An 18,555-nucleotide genomic window follows, 5' to 3' on the forward strand; every position below is an offset into this window, starting at 1 on the left:
AAATCTTTGGTGTAGTGAAGGATGTTCGATTTCAAGAGTTTAATACGCTCTTCGATCGACATGTGCGAGAGTTCTTCGGCCGTGAGGTCGGAAAGTTCTTGGCCTGCCTGGTGGATGGCGGCCAACTTTTGCTGCTGCAAAACTTCCTTGGTGACATCGTGGACGGTGACGATTAAATGCTCAGGCGCCTTGTTTCCCTCGCAGACGGGAGCGGCATGCACGTGGAAATAGCGATTGTCGCCGGAGCGCAACACGCTGCTGCTGGCCTTGCCGGTGGTCAGGGCCGTGTGGAAGGGACCGAAATCGGGCCCCAAGATTTCAGGGCTGTTGAGCACCGAGTAGAAGTTTTCGCCGATAACCGATTCCTTACCGGTCCACTCGCGCAAGCGGCCGTTGCCCCAAATGATGGTATTGTCTGCGCCCAACAGGACGATGCCGTCAGGCATGCCCTCCAGAATGCGCTCGTTCTGCAGCAGCTTGCCCATCCGAATGGCTTCGCCAATGTGTCCGGCGGCCACAAAAATGCCGGCGAATTGCTCCCGGGTCATTCGCGCTAAAGCACGCAGAGGGCTACGAACTTCCTCTAGCTCATACCCATCAGTCACGATGGGCAGCGGAGCGTCATGAGCCGCAGGGTCGCGGACAACCAGAATTTTCGGTTTGGCCGTCAAGCTTTATAGCTCCGGGGGGACCGCTAATTCACCAATATATTATAGGAGTGACTCAACGACTGAACAACCGCGCCGCCGTGGGTTGTACGTCCTCATAGCTTGCATCGGATGGAGAAGTTTCATGAATTGATATTGCCGCAATGTTTGCGCAACTTTCGCTGCTTTCGGCAGTAAATCCAAAGCTATAGTCGTCACGCGCGGCTTGCGCGTCACAGCCGTAGCTTGAAGCGCAGGCAAGTTCAAGGCGGTGTGAATCGGAAAGTTGCGCCGAAAGGATTAATTTATTTCGACCCATCCCGTGCTGGACTCTTCCGATTTAGTCGTTACCGCCGGTACCTTTGCTACGGGTGGTAACGCAGCTTGGATCTTTGGGCGGGGGCAAAATGGTGGGCGAACGTGGGTGGGGTGACTTCAGTGCGTGTGGAACCATGTTGTGTTGTTAAGCCGGCAGTGTGGCAAGATTTGCCGACAGCAGGGTGTCGATCGGACGCTTTATCTTGTTTCCGAACGTTCCGCGTAGTAATCAGAGTATTTTGCGTAACTGGTGATTGTCAAGGAATCGGGCTCGTTAACTTAGCTTTTCATGGGCCACCCGTAAATGTGGTGGAATACTTGATTGACGGTGTTGGTGATATCGGAGCAACTGACCGGCTTGGGCAGGACGGAAAAAACATCGGCCACAGAAGCCTGCTTTACAATCGATTCGTCCAAGGCGGCCGTAATTAACACACAGGGGAGCCGAGCGCTAAATTGACGTATGCGGCGGATGGTTTCCAAGCCTGTCAGACGTGGCATGTGCATATCTAACAGCAGCAGATGAATGGGCTGCAGGCTGACGATTCGGAGGGCCTCTTCGCCATCGGCGGCGGTGAAAGTTTTGAAGCCGCGCGGTTGAAGCATGCCGCAGACCGTTTCGCGGAAAGCGCGGTCATCATCGGTGATCAGGATTGAAGGAGTTTCGATGAGCATCATGGATGCCCGACCGGGCGATAATAGTTGATCTGGCCGGGATTAAGCGTATAGTCTAATCGCACTGCGAATATCGCGAAGCAAGTTCAATGCCAATGTTATGTTCTCAGTAGTCAGTGCGATTCCATCGACGCAAACTACTGTCTGACGAGTACTTGTATCATAATTATACGTGGCATCGGAAGCCAAAATGGGAGGCCTGCATAAGCCGAATTGACATTTTTTCGGCGTTTTTTGCTGCCAATCGGGCAGTACGTACCCCGGATTCGACCTTGGGCCAATGAATGAGCTGCCCCAGCGCGAGGCGTTGTTGGATTGTGGGCTAGTTGCCAGAACAATGGGGACGGCGGTGCAATGGAGGCGGGCGCCGAAATCCAATGCGGCAGCGCGGCGCCGGGGAGGCTGCGAATTGGAGGACGCTTCAGGCCGAGTGATGTAGGGGCTGTGGATGGGTGTTTGCAATTGGCGATTTCTGACCGCGTTGTCCAGCAGGTTCCTCGGCTTGTATCGGCGGTGCTGATTTCTATACTACATCTGGCTAACACAGGCTGTTTTATGTGAAGCTAAATTTGCACGGGCGGGGCCTCATTCGATCGGCTTGATAAACTCGGGGAATTTACATCGTGGATGCTGTCAAAACCGCGGGTGTCGAACGGGTTCCGGACTCTACGCTGATGGGGCGACACCAGTTTTTGATCTTTCGCTTGTTTTCGCTGGCGGGCTTGATGCCGGTAGGGGCATACGTGGTGATTCATTTGATGACCAACGCCTCGGTGTTGGGGGGGCCGGCGACGTTTCAGGCCCAGGTTGACCGCATCCATTCTTTGGGGATGTTACTCCCGTTTGTAGAGTGGACGTTCATTTTCCTGCCGATTTTATTTCACGCGGCAGTGGGCTTTTACATTATCAGCGGTGGCTTGCCGAACGTGGGTTCCTATCCGTACAGCGGCAATGTGCGGTACACGCTGCAACGGGCCACGGGAATGTTGGCGATTGCTTTCATTTTGTTCCACCTGTGGCAGTTGCATTATTTGGGCAAAGCGCTGGGGGGCGGGGCGTTTAACGCGGAGCACGCCAGTTCGTCGACGGCGGTGGCGCTGAATCCGGTATTGATGAAGATTATTTACATTATCGGTACGTTGTCGGTGGTTTATCATCTTTCCAACGGGCTGTGGACGTTTGGCATCACCTGGGGCATTTGGACCAGCGAAGGCGCGCAGCGTCGGGCCGGTTATGTGTGTGCGGCGTTCGGCATTTTGTTGGCTACCGTCGGCATGGGTGCGCTGTATGGCATGTCGACGGTCAATGTGCCGCAGGCCAAGGTGATTGAAGACCGCATGCAAGAGGCGCGAGAAATGCTCGACGGGCAAGTTGCCGTGGGAATGCCGAAGGCTGAAACACCAATCTCGCAACCACCGAAAAAGAACTGAGGGAGAAACCCAGGCATGGCAAAGCAGCGCGTGTTGGTGGTGGGGGGCGGTTTGGCCGGGCTGGCGGCGACCATGAAGCTGGCGGAACTGGGCGTCGACGTCGACTTGATGAGCCTGGTGCCGGTCAAGCGTTCGCACAGCGTTTGCGCGCAGGGGGGCATCAACAGCGTCAACGATCTGACTCGCCAACAAGGCGACAACGAGTGGAAGCACTTTGACGACACCGTATACGGCGGCGATTTTCTACAGCATCAGCCGCCGGTGAAGGAAATGTGCGATTGGGGGCCGCGCATCATCGATTTGATGGATCGCTTGGGCGTGCCGTTCAACCGCACGCCGGAGGGCTTCCGCGATCAGCGCCGCTTTGGCGGCACATTGTACAAACGCACGGCTTTTGCCGGCGCCACCACCGGCCAGCAATTACTGTACGCCTTGGACGAGCAGGTGCGCCGCTGGGAAGTGGCCGGCAAAGTCACGAAGTACGAATTTTGGGATTTCCTGTCGCCCATTTTAGATTCTACCGGCCGATGTTGCGGAGCGGTGGCGCAAGATTTGGTGAGCATGGAAATTCGCGCCTTTGCGGCCGATGCGGTCATCGTCGGCTCCGGGGGATGCGGGCTGATTTATGGCCGCTCCACCATGTCGATGGTTTGCACCGGCAGCGCGGCCAGTCGTTGTTTTCAAGCTGGGGCCATTTACGCCAATGGCGAGTTTATCCAAGTGCATCCCACGGCCGTGCCGGGGGCCGATAAGCTGCGGTTGATGAGCGAAAGCGCCCGCGGCGAAGGGGGCCGCGTGTGGGTGCCGCGCAAACCGCAGGACGCGCGCGATCCACGCAGCATTCCCGAGGCAGAGCGATATTATTTTCTGGAAGAGCGGTACCCGAAGTACGGCAATCTGGTGCCCCGCGATATTGCCACGCGCGAAATCTTCAATGTGTGCACCAATGAAGGGTTAAGCGTGGAGCAGGACCGGCTGGCGGTGTATTTGGATTTGACGCATATTCCGCGTGACGTGCTGGATAAGAAGCTGGGGGGCATCCTCAGCATTTACGAAAAGTTCCAAGGGGTCGATCCGCGCGACGTGCCGATGAAAATTTTCCCCGCCGTCCATTACTCCATGGGCGGTCTGTGGGTCGATTACGAACGGACGGCCGCCGGCGGCTTGAAAATGGGTTCGCCGCGTAACCAGCAGACCAACATTCCCGGCCTGTATGCCATTGGCGAGTGCGATTACCAATATCACGGCGCCAATCGGCTGGGGGCCAACTCGCTGCTGAGTTGCATCTTTAGCGGGCTGATTGTCGGCCCGACGGTGGAAACGGCGCTGGGATCGCTCAAGGGGACTGCCGCGGAGCAGCCGGCCGCGCTGTACGAGGGCGCCCGGCAGCGCGAGCAGGAGATTCACGACAAGCTGCTGCATCGCCCCATCAGCGGCTCTGGCGCCGGTGAGAATCCATATCTGATCCATGACGAACTGGGCCGGGTGATGACCAAGGCCGCCACGGTGGTCCGGTTCAACAACCAACTGGCAGAAGCTTACGACCAAGTGTGTGAGTTGGAAGCGCGAGCCAAGCGTTCCGCGCTTTCCGACACCGGCCAGTGGACGAACCAAAACGTGGTATTTACCAAGGCCCTGCGAGACATGTTTCCTGTGGCCAAAACCATTTTGCGCGGCGCGCTGCTGCGAGACGAATGCCGCGGCTCGCACTATAAGCCCGATTTTTGCATGCCGGGCTTGGAAGCCACCGAAGCGGCCGCGCGCCACAAGGAAGCCGAGCAATGGTGCGACCGCTTCGAGGAAAACACTCGCCGCTGGCTGAAGACCAGCATTGCCAAACTGTCGCCGGAAGGGGAGCCGCAGATCAGTTATGAGGAAGTCGATACTTCGCTCATTCCGCCCCGGCCACGGCTGTATGGATTGGTGGGGGCGGACATCATCGAGCAGGTTTGGAAGGAGCGGCAAGCCAAGAAATCGCCCACCACCAGCGCGGGCAATGGCAATGGGCAACCTGACATGAACCGCAGAGGCGCGGAGACGCAGAGCAGCAATTAAATCAAAATAGAAACCAAGCATGTCAAATCTACACGGATCTTCCAACGGTCACGACGCCCAGCCCGAAGCGTTTGAAGTGTGCGTGCTGCGGCAGGATGGCCCCGGGAAAACGAGCTATTGGCAGCGGTTCAGCGTGCCGTACGAAAAAGACATGAACGTGATCAGCGTGCTGCAGCGGATCGCCGCCATGGCCACGACGATTGACGGCGAGCACGTCGCGCCCGTGGCTTGGGATTGCAATTGCCTGGAGGAAGTCTGCGGCGCTTGCACGATGGTCATCAATGGCCGGGTGCGGCAAGCTTGCTCGGCACTGGTCGATCGGCTGTTGGAGGATAATCCGCAGGAAATCGAGTTGCGGCCGGCCGGCAAATTTCCAGTGGTGCGAGATTTGTTTGTCGACCGTTCGCGCATGTTCCAGGCGCTAAAGCGCATCAAGGGCTGGATTCCGGTCGACGGTTATTTCGATCACGGAGCGGGCCCCTTGGTGTCGCCGGAAGTGCAACAACAGGCCTATCCGCTTAGTGAGTGCATGAGTTGCGGCTGCTGTCTGGAAGCCTGTCCGCAATATGCCAAGATTGAATTGGCGCGGCACGACGGCGAAAGCGAGGCGCATTTCGCGGCCCGCAAGCAAGCGGCGTACAACCGGGGGTTTATCGGCGCGGCGGCGATCAGCCAGGCGATGTTGTTCAACATGCACCCCACCGGGCAGATGAATGCCGACGAGCGGTTGGACGCGTTGATGTCGGAAGGGGGCTTGCAAATGTGCGGCAACGCGCAGAACTGCGTGGCTGTGTGCCCCAAAAGCATTCCGTTAACACGCTCTATCGCCCGCGCCGGCCGGGCCACCACGGTGTACGCCATCAAAAAGTTATTTGATTTTTGACGGCAGCGTGCCGCGTTTGTTTTCTCCACAAGCACAGCTTTTTGCCGTTCACTGCTTGACCTTGGCGTCTTCTAATAGCTTGGCAGCGGCTTTGCGGACGTCTTCGGAGGGATCGTCGGCAGCGGCCTTTTCAACCAATTGCCTGGCTTGGGGAAACGACGGGCGTGCCTCCCACACGTTATTGAGCAATTCGACGCGGACCTCCGGATCGGCATCTTTGGCCAGGGCCGAGGCTTGAACGGCGAGGTTGGCCGCGGATTTTTCGCGGAAGCGAAAGGCGCGGACGGCTTCCAAGCGGGCCGTTGCTTGCGGATCGTCCAGCAGAACTTTCGTCAGCAGCGGATCGACTTGGGGCGAATCGATCCAGCGCATGGCCCAGGCGGCCGCGCCGCGGAGCTGGGGATCGGGGTTTGCCAGGTAGTTTTGCAACGTGGGCAAGGCCTCGGTCGATCCGGCGTTGCCCAGGGCCAGCAGCAGTTCCCAGGCATCGGCGGGATTGGCCTGGTTCAATTCCTGGAGAATGCGGTCGACGATTTTTGCGGCCCGGGAGGGAGAATCGTCGGCCACGTTGCGGGCCGCGCTGCCCAGGGCCAGCCGGGCGGTGGAAGTGACAGCTTTGTCGAACATTCCGAAGGCGAGCCATTGCAAAGCTTCCACCGTTTCGGGCGTGGGTGATTCGACGTAGCCGAGGGCGGGAATTAACACGCGATTGGCATTGATCTCGGAAGACCTGGCAAGAATGGCTGTGCACAGCGCTGCCTGCGCCTGAGGGTTTCCGGCCGCCTGCAGCGCATCGCTCAAGATTTGCATGCGCAAGCCGCCGGTTTTGGCGTCGGTTAGCAGTTGGCCTAACTGGGCGCACGCTTCCGGATGAACATATGCCAGGGCTTTGAATTTAAGAAAGAGCTGCATGATTTCGTTTTCCTGGGGCGGGGCAGCTTCCGCCGCAGCCAAGGCGGCCAGCAGGGAATCTAGAGTATCGGCACCCAGTGCCTGTCGCTGAATGTTCTGCTCGGCCTGCTGTTGAGGCGTAGGATCGTACAGGGGAATGGCCCGGACCGAATTCCTTAAATCGGCGTAGGCCGATTGGAGCCGTTCCAACTGATCTGGCGTGGCTTCCTGCTTGCGGAGCAGGCTGACATCCAACTGTAGAGTTCCGTGGCCTACCTCTTTGTTTTGGATCGTTACGGTTTGCGCTTCGGCCGCAGCCACACTAACCAAGTTGCCCTCGCCGTCCAAAGTATCAACGTATTCGCCTTGGGATTGAATTAAGGGAATTAACTGAATGGTTCGCGTTTTCTTGGCGGTCGTATCGGGCAAATACTGAGTTTTGGTTTTGTGAATTGTTCCATCCGACTGAACTTGATAGTGTGCCAGAAGCTTGCCGCTGGGGTCTTCTTCCTCGGCATCCCACTGGGTAACCGAATTGGCGCCCGGCAGCGGATTCACGACTTGCAAGCCTGCGAAGATTGCGCTAGCAATGCGTTGAATTAACGGGGTGGCGGCAGCGTTAAACCATACCGATTGCACTCGGCCGTGGGCATCGAGCAGGCAAAACATGGGAAGGGCCAGCCCCGATTGAATCTGTTTCGATTGTTCGGGCAGGTCCAGACCTTCGGCTTGGAAGTGAACCTGCGGATTAAGAAACTGGCAAGCTAAAACGACGCCGTTTCCATCGGCTTGGATCGCGGTGCATTCCAGGTTTGCCTGCAGCGCGGGCTGGAACAGGTGAGTGAGCCCTAGGGGTGAAACTTCTGACGCATCGGAAGACGTGGCGGAGGATGCCGAAAATAAACTGGACACGTTGGAAAATGACGTGGAATTAAAATCGACGTGATACGTCAGTTGTTGGCCGGGGGTAAACTGAATGCCTGTAGGGCGGGCGTCGCTGAAGCGGTGATTGAAGTGCCGACCAACCTGGATGCCGGCGACAGCCGCCACGACGAAGAGCGCTAGTGAAAACAGAATCGTCTTGAAGCGGGCGCGCCGCGGTTGCAGGTTTGACTTGGATTGCGCTATCGGCATCGTTGGGTGTGGTAGATCGCGTTTTCACGACCATGTGGCGCGGCCCGGGCGCGCCGGCGTCCGCAGCCGCTGGGGATCCCGTCGCGCCGGGACCACTACATCCGCTTCAAGTTCGTGGAATGCGCTCTAGAAAAAAACCGCTTGCGGCGCGAGGCCGCAAGCGGAGATTTTGGTCGATCACATAGGTTTATGATGCCGGCAATTATAGCGGGCAACATTGATGACGTTTACCGTCCTGGATTTGCTTCGACGGTGGAAATCGGCTTCAAATAGACTTTATCATTGCCTTCAACGGGAGTGTATACCGCGACGATGCCGGTGAAATTGAAGATATCTTCGTCCACTTCTCCACCGAAAGCGCTGGCAAATGCATAAATATCACCGGACAGCGCGGTAAGCCGGTCTTCCGAAGTGACGGAATAACTGACAAACGTTCCGGTGGAGTCCGTACCCTGGTTGGTATTGCCGTATAAGATGAGGTTGTTGTGGATCATGGTGAATTCGCCTTTTACGCCGCACTCAACGCCGTCGTCGCCGCCGATTCCGACGGCCGCTTCTCCGTAAACGGTGCCGGTCACGTCGGGAATGATGTAACCCTGCGTTGTTCCGGGCAAGTCGGCAAGAAAATAAGGCATTGAGATGCCGCCCTTGACGCCCAGCGTAACATCAACACTGAAAATAAAGACTGGGATGGTCATCGAAAACTTCCAGGTGTCTGGCAAAGACTTTGTGTAGGTGGAGTTTTCGCGGATGCTGACCTGTTGGCTCTGGTTAAAAACAACTTCGTCAGTGCCCAGGACGGTAACCTTAAGATTGGCCGACAAATTTCCGGAGTGGGGAGCCGCCAGCGAAGCGGTAGCCACGGCCAAATCTTTACTGGACCCTAAAGCCCAACCGGTGACTTTGGAGACACCGGAAAGGCTGGCGCTATTGGCGTCACCGGAGAAGGTCATTGAAGCAGTGAAATCGGCAGCGACGTAGGAGGTGTCGCCAAAGGTGGGAGAACTATACGACTTTGTGGTTGTATAGGGCCCCAAGGCTCTGCCGATTGCGCCGACACCTACGGCGCCTGGCGGAATTTTGACAATCTTAGCACTCTTTTGGCCAGCGCCGCTTTCGGCAGTTGCTCCTTCGCCGCCTTTAGCTCCTTTAGCACCCTGCTGAGTGGTAGCACCTTCGGCGGTGGTTCCCTTGGCACCTTTCGCACCCTTGGCGCCTTCCTGGGCCTGCGTTGTAGTGGCTGGTTTTGCCTTGGCGGCACTTAGTTCTGTATTAAATTGTTGCTCGACCGAGGCCATGGTAGTCGACTTCGCCTTGGCGGTGACCGCCGGTAAAGACTTCGCACTGGCGGCTTGCTGGGTGAACAAGGTTTTGTTTGCCGACAGCTCTCCCACCTTAAACGTCTTATTCGTGGACCGCAGCGTGTAGCCCAGGGCGTTTAGTTTTTGCTCAAAGGCATTCATCTGCTCCAAATACTGCGTAGCGGTCGCGGGCTTACCATTGGGTAAGGTGAAGGTGGTCGCAGCGGTGGCGGGTTGGCCGTTTTTATCTTTTAGCTCCGTCAGCGTGAAAGCCCTGAAGGGGATGGCGGTCTTTTGAACCGGAACAAACTTAGTTGGACTAATCGAAATTTTGATCGGCGCGGCGCCTGTTGCTTTACCAGCGGCCTGGCCTTTCGTTACCGGCGCTGTGGCCTTGTTTTGCTGCTGTGCCACGACGGCGGAAATCATAAATACGACAAGCGCGGTAGCGCCAATCATCAAATGCAACGGTCTGGGGTTCCCCGATTTCATAATTGTGACCTTTTAGATAGAAGAAGAAAGCATTTGGCAGAGCACGTGAATTACGTAGAACAAAGCATTCGGGTAGATTGCGGAAAGAAGTCCTGAATCATGGACGGATTAAGTATTGATTGTCAAGTACCCATTTCATGGCGACGGGCCCATTCCGCAGCAGTAGCAGTAGTAATAGTAGTAGCACCGGAGGGGTGAAAGTGCTGTTGATTGGACCATGTGCCCGGGTATCAGTTTGGAGGCGGACTTGGCGCACCGGCCGGAACTCCTGAGGGATTGCTGCCGGTTGCTGAACCCGTCGAGTTTGTCGTGGTGGGCGCCGAGCCGGAGGATGATGTTCCGGCTGGGGGCGCGGTGGTTCCTCCTGATGCATCTGTCGGTGCGGATCCCGTGGGCGCCGAGCCGGCTGGCGGAGAGCCGGAGGTTGCAGTTGTTCCGCCCGAGGCGTCTGTCGGCGGAGTTCCAGCAGGTGCTGCGGAGCCAGCGGGAGTTGAGCCGGGCTGCGTTGAATCTGTCGGCGCTGCCGCGGTGGTTGTGCCCGTCGTCGCTCCAGCCGTTGTTCCTGCGGCTGTGGAATCGGTGGTTGTACCAGCCGTCGTTGTGCCAGCTTGTGCGTCAGTAGTGGTGGTTGAACCCGCCGCGGTGGTTCCGGCGGTGGTTGCCGCGGCTGCGGCTGCTGCGGCGTCACGGTGAATGGTCGAATCGTAAATCTTCTGGCCGTTTTGCGTCGTGAAGAAACCTTGCTGATCTTCGTAATACGGTCCCTTGGCGCCGTTCAGGTTGACGCAGGTGGTGTTGGGGTCGTAGTTGCACCATTGTCCGCCACGGTTGTAGCACCAATGACCTGTGGCGGTCCAAAACCACCATTCGTTGCCAACTTTTTGATAGCGCCAGCCCACGCCTTTGTCGCCGGCGTGTTTTGCCTCGTCCAAGGCGCCGATTCCGTTTTTATCAAAATTCTTGTCGCCGAGTTTCACACGGGCCGGCAAACTCGCTGCACTGCCGCTTTGTTTGTTGAGAGAGCTTCCGATCGGCCCTCCGTTTTTAGCCGGTTGGTTTTGGTTTTGATTACCGAACAGGTTTTTATTGGCGCCGGATGAATTTTGATTGCCGGTCGCGCCACTGTTCTGGGGTTGGCCTGATTGCCCTTGATTGTTTTGGCCCGCATTGCTTTGGCCCGCATTGCCTTGGCCTGATGTATTTCCGCCGCCGTTGTTCTTTTTAGATTTCTCTTCGCCAGCGCCGAATAACGCGCTGGTGGCCACAGCGAGAGCTAGTATGACTGTCGTCGAAATGATTAACGCTTTCATCAGATTGACACTCCAGGTTGAGTTGGCGTGGCGGGCGCGAAGGGTTTTGTGTTAATGGGGGACGAAGTTGAAATCCAAGGACTGCATGTTCCACACGATAGGTCGCCAACGTCTCAATTGCAAGCGCGTGAAACTTTAATGCGACAAAGACGGAAGGGCCTTTTGCAAAAACAATGCCACCCGGATGATTTGATCACCCCGGCGGTTGAGCAGGCCCTAATTGATCGGTGCAATTCCGATTGATGCGTCGCCCGTAGGACGGTTGCGCTTAGCGGCGGCTTCAAGACGCTTCAAGATTTTTGTCGCCCCGGGGAGGGTTAGGAACCCGAAGGCACCGGGTATGGGGGCGGTGCGTTGGGATTGCTTTGCTGAGCGCCCGGTTGCGGTGGCGGCGGCAGATAATGAGGGGCCGTGTTGGGATTGGAATAAGCCGTTGCAGCGGCCGGTGTGGCGGTGCTGGGATACGCATACGTTGAAGTGGGAGCGTAGTTTTGCTGCTGTGGAGGCACGGTTTGAACGTATGACGCCGGACCTTGGACATACGTGGGAGGCGCTTGGACGTACGTTGGTCCCGGCACCACATACACCGGAGCTGGCGCATAGTAGGGATACGGATAATACGCATACGGATAGTACGGATACGGATGATAAAACCCGGGTCCAATGCCTACGCCAATTCCGACGCGCACCCCGCCGGCTTCAACCACCGAAGCCGACAAGCCACACACGAACAAGGCCGCAATCAACAGGCGAACGACTTTCGTCTTCATAGAAAGATCCTCCGTTATTAATTTCGGCATTTTTGTCCGGCGACAATCACCATCGTTTAGATGGGCATTTTGGGGCCTCTTTTTACTCGTTTATGGGCTACTCGGCGATAGCGATTCGCCTTCCAACGACGATAGCACCAATGCGCCAGGATTATGCTTTTCAGCTTCTGAAGGCCGCGCAGCTTGCCTCAACAAAGGGCTTTCTCTAAAACAGCCCAGAGTTGCAAGCCCTGGCCTTTGCTGATGCGATGACTACGTATGCGCCTTATAGATTCGGCGGTTACTTGGCGCCGACGAGTTGCTTTTTCTTTTCTTCGATGATTTCCTGCTGAATGCTGTTGGGCACTCGGCGGTATTTGGCAAACTCCATGCTGAAGGTGCCCTGCCCTTGTGTCAGGCTGCGCAAATCGGTGGAGTAACCGAACGTTTCGGCCAGCGGCACTTCGCCTTCGATGACGGCCGTGTTGCCATGGATTTCCGACGACATGATGATGCCACGGCGGCTCGTCAAATTGCCCGCCACGGGGCCTTGGAACGTGGTGGGCACTTCAATTTCGACCTTCATCACCGGTTCCAACAGCACGGGCTTGGTCTTCGGGAAATTTTCCCGCAAGCAATTCTGCCCGCAAATTTGGAACGCCATGTCGGAGCTGTCGACTTCGTGATAGGAGCCGTCCTCCAAAATGACTTTGAGTCCCACGATGGGGAATCCGGCGATCGGGCCTTTGTTCAGCACCGCCCGGAGGCCCTTTTCCACCGACGGAATGTATTCCTTCGGAATGCGGCCTTGAATGACCTCGTTCTCGAATTCGAAGGTCTCGGGCGAATCTTCCGCCAACGGTTCGAACTTGCCCACGATGTGGGCGTACTGACCGGAACCACCGCTTTGTTTTTTGTGCTTGAAGTTGAACTCGGCAAGTTGGGTGGGCGCTTCGCGGTAACTGACCTTCGGCGCGCCGACTTCTACCTGTACTTTATATTCGCGGCGAATGCGTTCAACGTAAATATCCAGGTGCAACTCGCCCATGCCGGCGATGATGGTTTCGCCGGTTTCTTCGTCGGTGCTGATGCGGAACGTGGGATCTTCGCGGCTGAAGCGTTGCAGGGCTTTGGCCAACTTGTCGCCAGATTCACGATTGGGCACCGTGATGGCCATTTTGATAACTGGCTCGGCAATGAACATGTTTTCCAGCGTGCCGAATTTGTGTTCGGGGGCATAGGTATCGCCGCTGGCCGCATCGAGCCCGATAATGGCCACGATGTCGCCGGCGCTGGCGCTGTCCATTTCCTCACGTTTGTCGGCGTGCATGCGGACAATGCGGCTGAGCCGCTGCTTTTGGCTGGTGCGTTGGTTGACCATTTGGTCTCCCTTGTTCACCGTGCCTTGATAAATGCGCATGAAGGTGAGCTGGCCGTACGGATCGTCGACCAACTTGAACGCCATGCCGACGAACGGCTTATCGGGATCGGCCGCCAATTCTATTTTCTCTTCCGGATTGTCCCACTTTTTTGCAGTGATGGCATGGGCCAATGGCGAGGGGAGATAGCGGACGATGGCGTCCAGCAGCGGCTGCACACCCTTGTTTTTGTAGGCGGAACCCATGAACACGGCGGTGGCGTCTTGATTTTGCACGGCATCTTTCACCGTGGCATGAATCAATTCTTCGGGCACTTCCTGTTCGGCCAACATCAGTTCCATCAGTTGGTCGCTGTACATCGACAAACTTTCGAGCATGGCGTGGCGGTGTTTTTTTGCATCGTCCATCAGCTCTGCCGGAATGGCCTCGCGGCGGACTTTTTCGCCGTTCGTGCCGTCGAAGTAGACCGCCTGCATGGTAATCAGGTCGATGATGCCGGCGAAATCGTCTTCTTTGCCGATCGGCAGTTGCATCAGAATGGCGTCGCATTCCAGCTTTTCTTTCACCTGCTGCACGACACGCAGCGGATTAGCGCCGATCCGGTCCATCTTATTGATGAACGCCAACCGGGGCACATGATAGCGCTTCATTTGCCGGTCGACGGTCATCGATTGGCTTTGCACGCCACCCACGGCACATAGCACGAGAATGGCGCCATCTAAGACGCGCAGGCTGCGTTCCACCTCGACGGTGAAATCGACGTGGCCCGGCGTATCGATGAGGTTGATTTGGTGGTCGTTCCCCTGGGCATCGTCCCAGTGAACGGTGGTGGCGGCGCTGGTGATGGTAATTCCGCGTTCGCGCTCCAGGTCCATGTAATCCATGGTGGCGCCTTCGCCCTGGCCGCCTTTGACCTCTTGAATACGGTGGATGCGGCCGGCGTAAAACAAAATGCGCTCGCTCAGGGTAGTTTTCCCGGAGTCGATGTGGGCGGAAATTCCAATGTTACGTAGGTGTTGCAATTCCATAGCCAAAACCTCGATAGGGCCCTCGCCGCCATGCTGGGGCTGGTGAACACGGTCGAAAATCTATCCTGTCAGGGCATACAAACGGAGTAGTAAACCATCCGGGGCAGCCAGCGCCAAAACGGCAGGCGCGCCGGCGATCAACCCAGACATCAACGGGCAGCAGCAAAACTGAGGCCGATTGACGTTAATCCACAAGCCGCCACCGAGCTGCCAGTGCGGCTTTGCACGTTGGGAGACTGCGTATTCATCTATGTTATTCCAATGGCTGCCCGGGGAAAAGGCCGATTCGAGCCGATTGGGGTGCGTTTTTCGCTTGTTTTTCGTTAGAATGGGCCCCTCAGGCGGGCAGCACGATGCGGCTCGACAGCTATTTTTTCACGAAAGGCGGTGAAAGATATGGATTCTACCAGCAGTTGTTGGAGTCAGAATATCGGTAAGTTGCTGTTGCGTTTAACAATTGGCGGGCTGTTGCTATGCCATGGCATAGCCAAAATCCGGAACGGCATTGATTGGATGGGACCCCAGCTCGCTGCCCATAACTTGCCCGATTTTGTCCGCTACGGCGTTTACATCGGCGAAGTGCTGGCACCCGTTTTGGTCATCATCGGACTTTTTACGCGGATTGGCGGGCTGATCATCGCCATTAACATGGGAGTGGCCGTTTGGCTGGCTCATGCCAACGAGCTATGGCAGATGGATCCGATGGGCGGTTGGGCCCGCGAACTCGACGCCCTGTATTTACTGGGCGCGCTGTGCATCATGTTTTTGGGCGCGGGCAGCTTCAGCATCGATGGGCTATTGTCCAAGCGCACTGCCAGCGAGGCGCCGGCCGAATCCAAATCCAGATGAGGCGGGAGAAGCGAGACAGGCATTTGCCGCCCGGCAATCCATGCGGTGGCACGGTTTGGGCCTAGGCCGTTCTGCGCGCCGACCCAGTGGCGAAATAGGCGATAATGGCCCGCTCGATGGCGGCGTGAAAGTTTTCGCAGATGTTCGCAGGGCCCACGTGCTGCTCAAACTCCGCTTGGCGCATCAGTTGGGTCGGCTGGGGCGGCGCGCCGCATAATATCAGCGTCCGATTTGCTGCGCGGAGATGATCGGCCAAATCTTCCAGGGCTTGCAGACCGGTGGCGTCGATAGCCGTCATGTTGCGCAAGCGCAGGATCACAATCGGAGGCAATTCTTCTAAACGATCGGTAATATGCAAAATCTTTTCTGTCGCGCCAAATAGGAACGGGCCGTGAATGCGAAACACGCTGACATACTCCGGGATCGGCTTGTCTTGCAAAATATGCGACCAACCGTCGTCGACATATTCCTTGGTTACCCGGGTGACAGTGGTGGTGTTGGTGACTTTGTGAATGTACAGCAGCGCGGCCAGAACAATTCCCACTTCGACGGCCACCGTTAAATCGGCGAAGACGGTCAGGCCAAAAGTAATTGCCCACACGCTGATGTCGGCCCAGGTGAGTTTCAGCAGTTTGGGAATTTCTTTCCATTCCCCCATGTAGTAAGAAACCACGAGCAGAATGGCGGCCAATACCGCCAGGGGAACATATTGGGCCAAGGGCGCGGCAAACACCAGCACGCACAGTAAGGTGGCGGCATGAATCATTCCGGCCACGGGCGTTTTGGCGCCGGCGCGAATGTTGGTGGCCGTGCGCGCAATAGCTCCAGTGGCAGGAATTCCGCCAAATAGGGGCACGGCAATGTTGGCAATGCCTTGAGCCACGAGCTCGACATTTGGATTGTGTTTATCGCCGCTCATTCGGTCGGCGACCACTGCCGACATCAGCGATTCGATGGCTCCTAGCAGCGCCACGGTTAATGCGGGGGAAAACAAAGGGACGATCATGTCGGGCTGGAACCTGGGCAGCATAAATGTGGGCAAGCCTTGGGGAATGCCGCCGAAGCGGGTGCCGATGGTTTCCACGGCAAGACCGCTGAAGGCCACAATGGCCGTGCCAAGAATCATGGCCACTATGTAGGCGGGCACGCGCTTCAAATATCTTCTGCACAACAAAATGACGACTATTCCTGCGCTGGCCAGCACGGTGGCCCGCCAGGAAATGGTGTCAAAATGCGAAAGCAGCGTTTGCATCCGGCCGAGAAACTCGCCGGGAACGTTTTCGACTTTCAAACCAAAAAAATCTTTGATTTGCGTGCTGGCAATCAGAACCGCAATGCCGTTGGTAAAGCCGACGATGACTGGCCGCGGGATGAACCGCACCGCTTTGCCCAAGCCGGTGATTCCCAAACCAACCAGCATCATGCCGGCGATAAGCGTGCAATTGAACAGGCCGTTCAGGCCATACTTGGAAACAATGCCATGCACGACGACGACAAATGCACCGGTCGGCCCGCCGATTTGCGTCAGCGAACCGCCGAATGCAGAAATTAAAAAGCCGGCCACGACGGCGGTATACAAGCCCGCTTGGGGTGAAACTCCGGACGAAATGGCAAAAGCCATCGCCAGAGGCAGGGCCACCAATCCCACGGTTACCCCGGCGATTAGGTCGCTTAGGAACTTTCGAAGGCTATACTGACGCAGGCACAGAACACTTTTGGGTAGATAACTACGCATGGCATACTCAGAAGATCTTTCGATGCCGAATCATTAGGAACCGTAGTGTCGGCCCTCGGGACAATGTCGACATGCCTTTTATTGGCATGGGAGATGCGATTCCGGAGGCGAATGATCTGAGCCGCTTTGGTCGTTGGGGACTGTTTGGGTGCGGCACGCTTAGGTAGTGTTTTACCGCGTCCCGTTGTGTTTGCAAAAGACGATTAGCTGCGAAACAGTCAACTGGGCAAAATGAAGCGCCTGGGAAGTCCCTCGGTTGACCCGCTTTGCTTGGTAACAAAATAATTCTGCAAGCCTGTTGACACCCGCTCTCCAATCATTAGAATCTTAAATCCCGGCAGTTGGACGGCTTATTTGGATGGGCAGCGTCCCATCGAGCAAGCTGTGCAACTTCGGGTTTTTTGTTCCCAGTTAATCAGCCTTTCTAGGCTGACACTTCAGGCTGGAAAGCCTGACCTACTGTGACCGATTGCGGTTTTAGCGCATTCGGAAATTGGTCTTTGACAATTCGGTAGTTGACTTCTTTGAATTAGCCAGCACAAGTACTGTGACAGCCGTCGAAAGACGGCATGGCTGCAGGAGTCCGTCGGTTCAGGCCGAAGGATTTTTGTGGCCACATAACCATCAGACCGTTTCGTTCTATTGGCTAACAACCCGGTGTCAGTTTTTTGGTGGGCGACCGCAAGTCGTCGACTGAGTGTGGCATCGGCAAAGCAAATAAATTGAAGGGTTTGATTCTGGCTCAGAATGAACGTTGGCGGCGTGGATTAGGCATGCAAGTCGAACGCCTGTAGCAATACAGGAGTGGCGAAAGGGACAGTAATGCGTAGATACGTACCCTCCGGTCTGGGATAGTCCGTCGAAAGACGGGGTAATACCAGATAATGTCTCCGGACCAAAGGTGTGATTCCACCGGTGGAGCGATCTGCGTCCTATTAGCTTGTTGGCGGGGTAACGGCCCACCAAGGCAATGATGGGTAGCGGGTGTGAGAGCACGACCCGCGTCACTGGGACTGAGATACTGCCCAGACACCTACGGGTGGCTGCAGTCGAGGATCTTCGGCAATGGACGCAAGTCTGACCGAGCGACGCCGCGTGCGGGATGAAGGCTTTCGGGTTGTAAACCGCTGTCAGTGGGGAGGAAATCGTAGAGGGTAATCTCTCTATGTTGACCTATCCGCAGAGGAAGCAAGGGCTAAGTTCGTGCCAGCAGCCGCGGTAAGACGAACCTTGCTAACGTTATTCGGAATTACTGGGCTTAAAGGGTGCGTAGGCGGTGCAGAAAGTCGGGTGTGAAATCCCCCAGCTCAACTGAGGAATTGCGCCCGAAACTACTGTGCTTGAGGAAGATAGAGGTACGCGGAACTTAGGGTGGAGCGGTGAAATGCGTTGATATCCTAAGGAACACCGGTGGCGAAAGCGGCGTACTGGGTCTTATCTGACGCTGAGGCACGAAAGCTAGGGTAGCGAACGGGATTAGATACCCCGGTAGTCCTAGCCGTAAACTCTGAGCACTTGATTGAAGGATCCTCCATAGTCCTTCAGTCGTAGCGAAAGTGTTAAGTGCTCCGCCTGGGGAGTATGGTCGCAAGGCTGAAACTCAAAGAAATTGACGGGGGCTCACACAAGCGGTGGAGGATGTGGCTTAATTCGAGGCTACGCGAAGAACCTTATCCTAG

The 18,555-nt window shown here is 56.4% G+C and carries 12 protein-coding genes and 1 rRNA gene; 5 read left to right on the plus strand and 8 right to left on the minus strand.

The genetic code is table 11. The features are described from left to right. The coding region (locus VMJ32_13160) for a PAS domain-containing protein (protein ID HTQ39971.1) at positions 1–671 on the minus strand (671 nt) is incomplete at its 3' end. Between the two features lie 573 nt (positions 672–1,244). After that, entirely contained in the window at positions 1,245–1,643 is a 399-nt protein-coding gene (locus VMJ32_13165; GenBank protein HTQ39972.1) for a response regulator, read from the minus strand. A gap of 620 nt (positions 1,644–2,263) precedes the next feature. Between VMJ32_13165 and VMJ32_13170 the strand changes: the two genes are divergently transcribed. From VMJ32_13170 to sdhB, 3 genes are read left to right on the plus strand one after another with little or no spacing between them, the layout of a single operon-like run. Then, positions 2,264–3,070, plus strand: coding sequence for a succinate dehydrogenase cytochrome b558 subunit (locus VMJ32_13170; GenBank protein HTQ39973.1), 807 nt, complete (start codon positions 2,264–2,266; stop codon positions 3,068–3,070). Between the two features lie 15 nt (positions 3,071–3,085). Continuing rightward, positions 3,086–5,125, plus strand: a complete 2,040-nt coding sequence (sdhA, locus tag VMJ32_13175; GenBank protein ID HTQ39974.1) for a succinate dehydrogenase flavoprotein subunit — start codon at positions 3,086–3,088, stop codon at positions 5,123–5,125. A gap of 19 nt (positions 5,126–5,144) precedes the next feature. Next, positions 5,145–6,008 (plus strand): succinate dehydrogenase iron-sulfur subunit, encoded by an 864-nt coding sequence (gene sdhB / locus VMJ32_13180; protein HTQ39975.1) that lies wholly within the window; start codon positions 5,145–5,147, stop codon positions 6,006–6,008. 48 nt (positions 6,009–6,056) lie between these two features. Here the strand turns inward: sdhB and VMJ32_13185 are convergent, their stop codons facing one another. From VMJ32_13185 to fusA, 5 genes are all read right to left on the minus strand, one after another. After that, positions 6,057–8,033, minus strand: coding sequence for a HEAT repeat domain-containing protein (locus VMJ32_13185; GenBank protein HTQ39976.1), 1,977 nt, complete (start codon positions 8,031–8,033; stop codon positions 6,057–6,059). A 227-nt stretch (positions 8,034–8,260) separates the two neighbouring features. Next, the gene (locus tag VMJ32_13190; protein ID HTQ39977.1) at positions 8,261–9,748 is read right to left on the minus strand and encodes a hypothetical protein; all 1,488 of its coding nucleotides are present in this window, start codon (positions 9,746–9,748) and stop codon (positions 8,261–8,263) included. Between the two features lie 308 nt (positions 9,749–10,056). Next, positions 10,057–11,136: a hypothetical protein gene (locus tag VMJ32_13195; protein ID HTQ39978.1), complete on the minus strand. Its 1,080-nt coding sequence runs from the start codon at positions 11,134–11,136 to the stop codon at positions 10,057–10,059. A gap of 317 nt (positions 11,137–11,453) precedes the next feature. After that, a complete protein-coding gene (locus tag VMJ32_13200) occupies positions 11,454–11,906 on the minus strand; it encodes a hypothetical protein (GenBank protein ID HTQ39979.1) in 453 nt (150 codons plus the stop codon). A 280-nt stretch (positions 11,907–12,186) separates the two neighbouring features. Next, the gene (fusA, locus tag VMJ32_13205; GenBank protein ID HTQ39980.1) at positions 12,187–14,292 is read right to left on the minus strand and encodes an elongation factor G; all 2,106 of its coding nucleotides are present in this window, start codon (positions 14,290–14,292) and stop codon (positions 12,187–12,189) included. A 396-nt stretch (positions 14,293–14,688) separates the two neighbouring features. Here fusA and VMJ32_13210 point away from each other — a divergent pair, with 396 nt between their 5' ends. Further along, on the plus strand, positions 14,689–15,141 hold the full coding sequence (locus VMJ32_13210) for a DoxX family protein (protein ID HTQ39981.1): 453 nt from the start codon (positions 14,689–14,691) through the stop codon (positions 15,139–15,141). 61 nt (positions 15,142–15,202) lie between these two features. Here the strand turns inward: VMJ32_13210 and VMJ32_13215 are convergent, their stop codons facing one another. Continuing rightward, entirely contained in the window at positions 15,203–16,876 is a 1,674-nt protein-coding gene (locus tag VMJ32_13215; protein HTQ39982.1) for a SulP family inorganic anion transporter, read from the minus strand. Between the two features lie 719 nt (positions 16,877–17,595). Between VMJ32_13215 and VMJ32_13220 the strand changes: the two genes are divergently transcribed. Continuing rightward, positions 17,596–18,555 (plus strand): 16S ribosomal RNA (locus VMJ32_13220); the annotation flags it as partial.

The organism is Pirellulales bacterium (assembly GCA_035499655.1).
Classification (GTDB): Bacteria; Planctomycetota; Planctomycetia; order Pirellulales; family JADZDJ01; genus DATJYL01.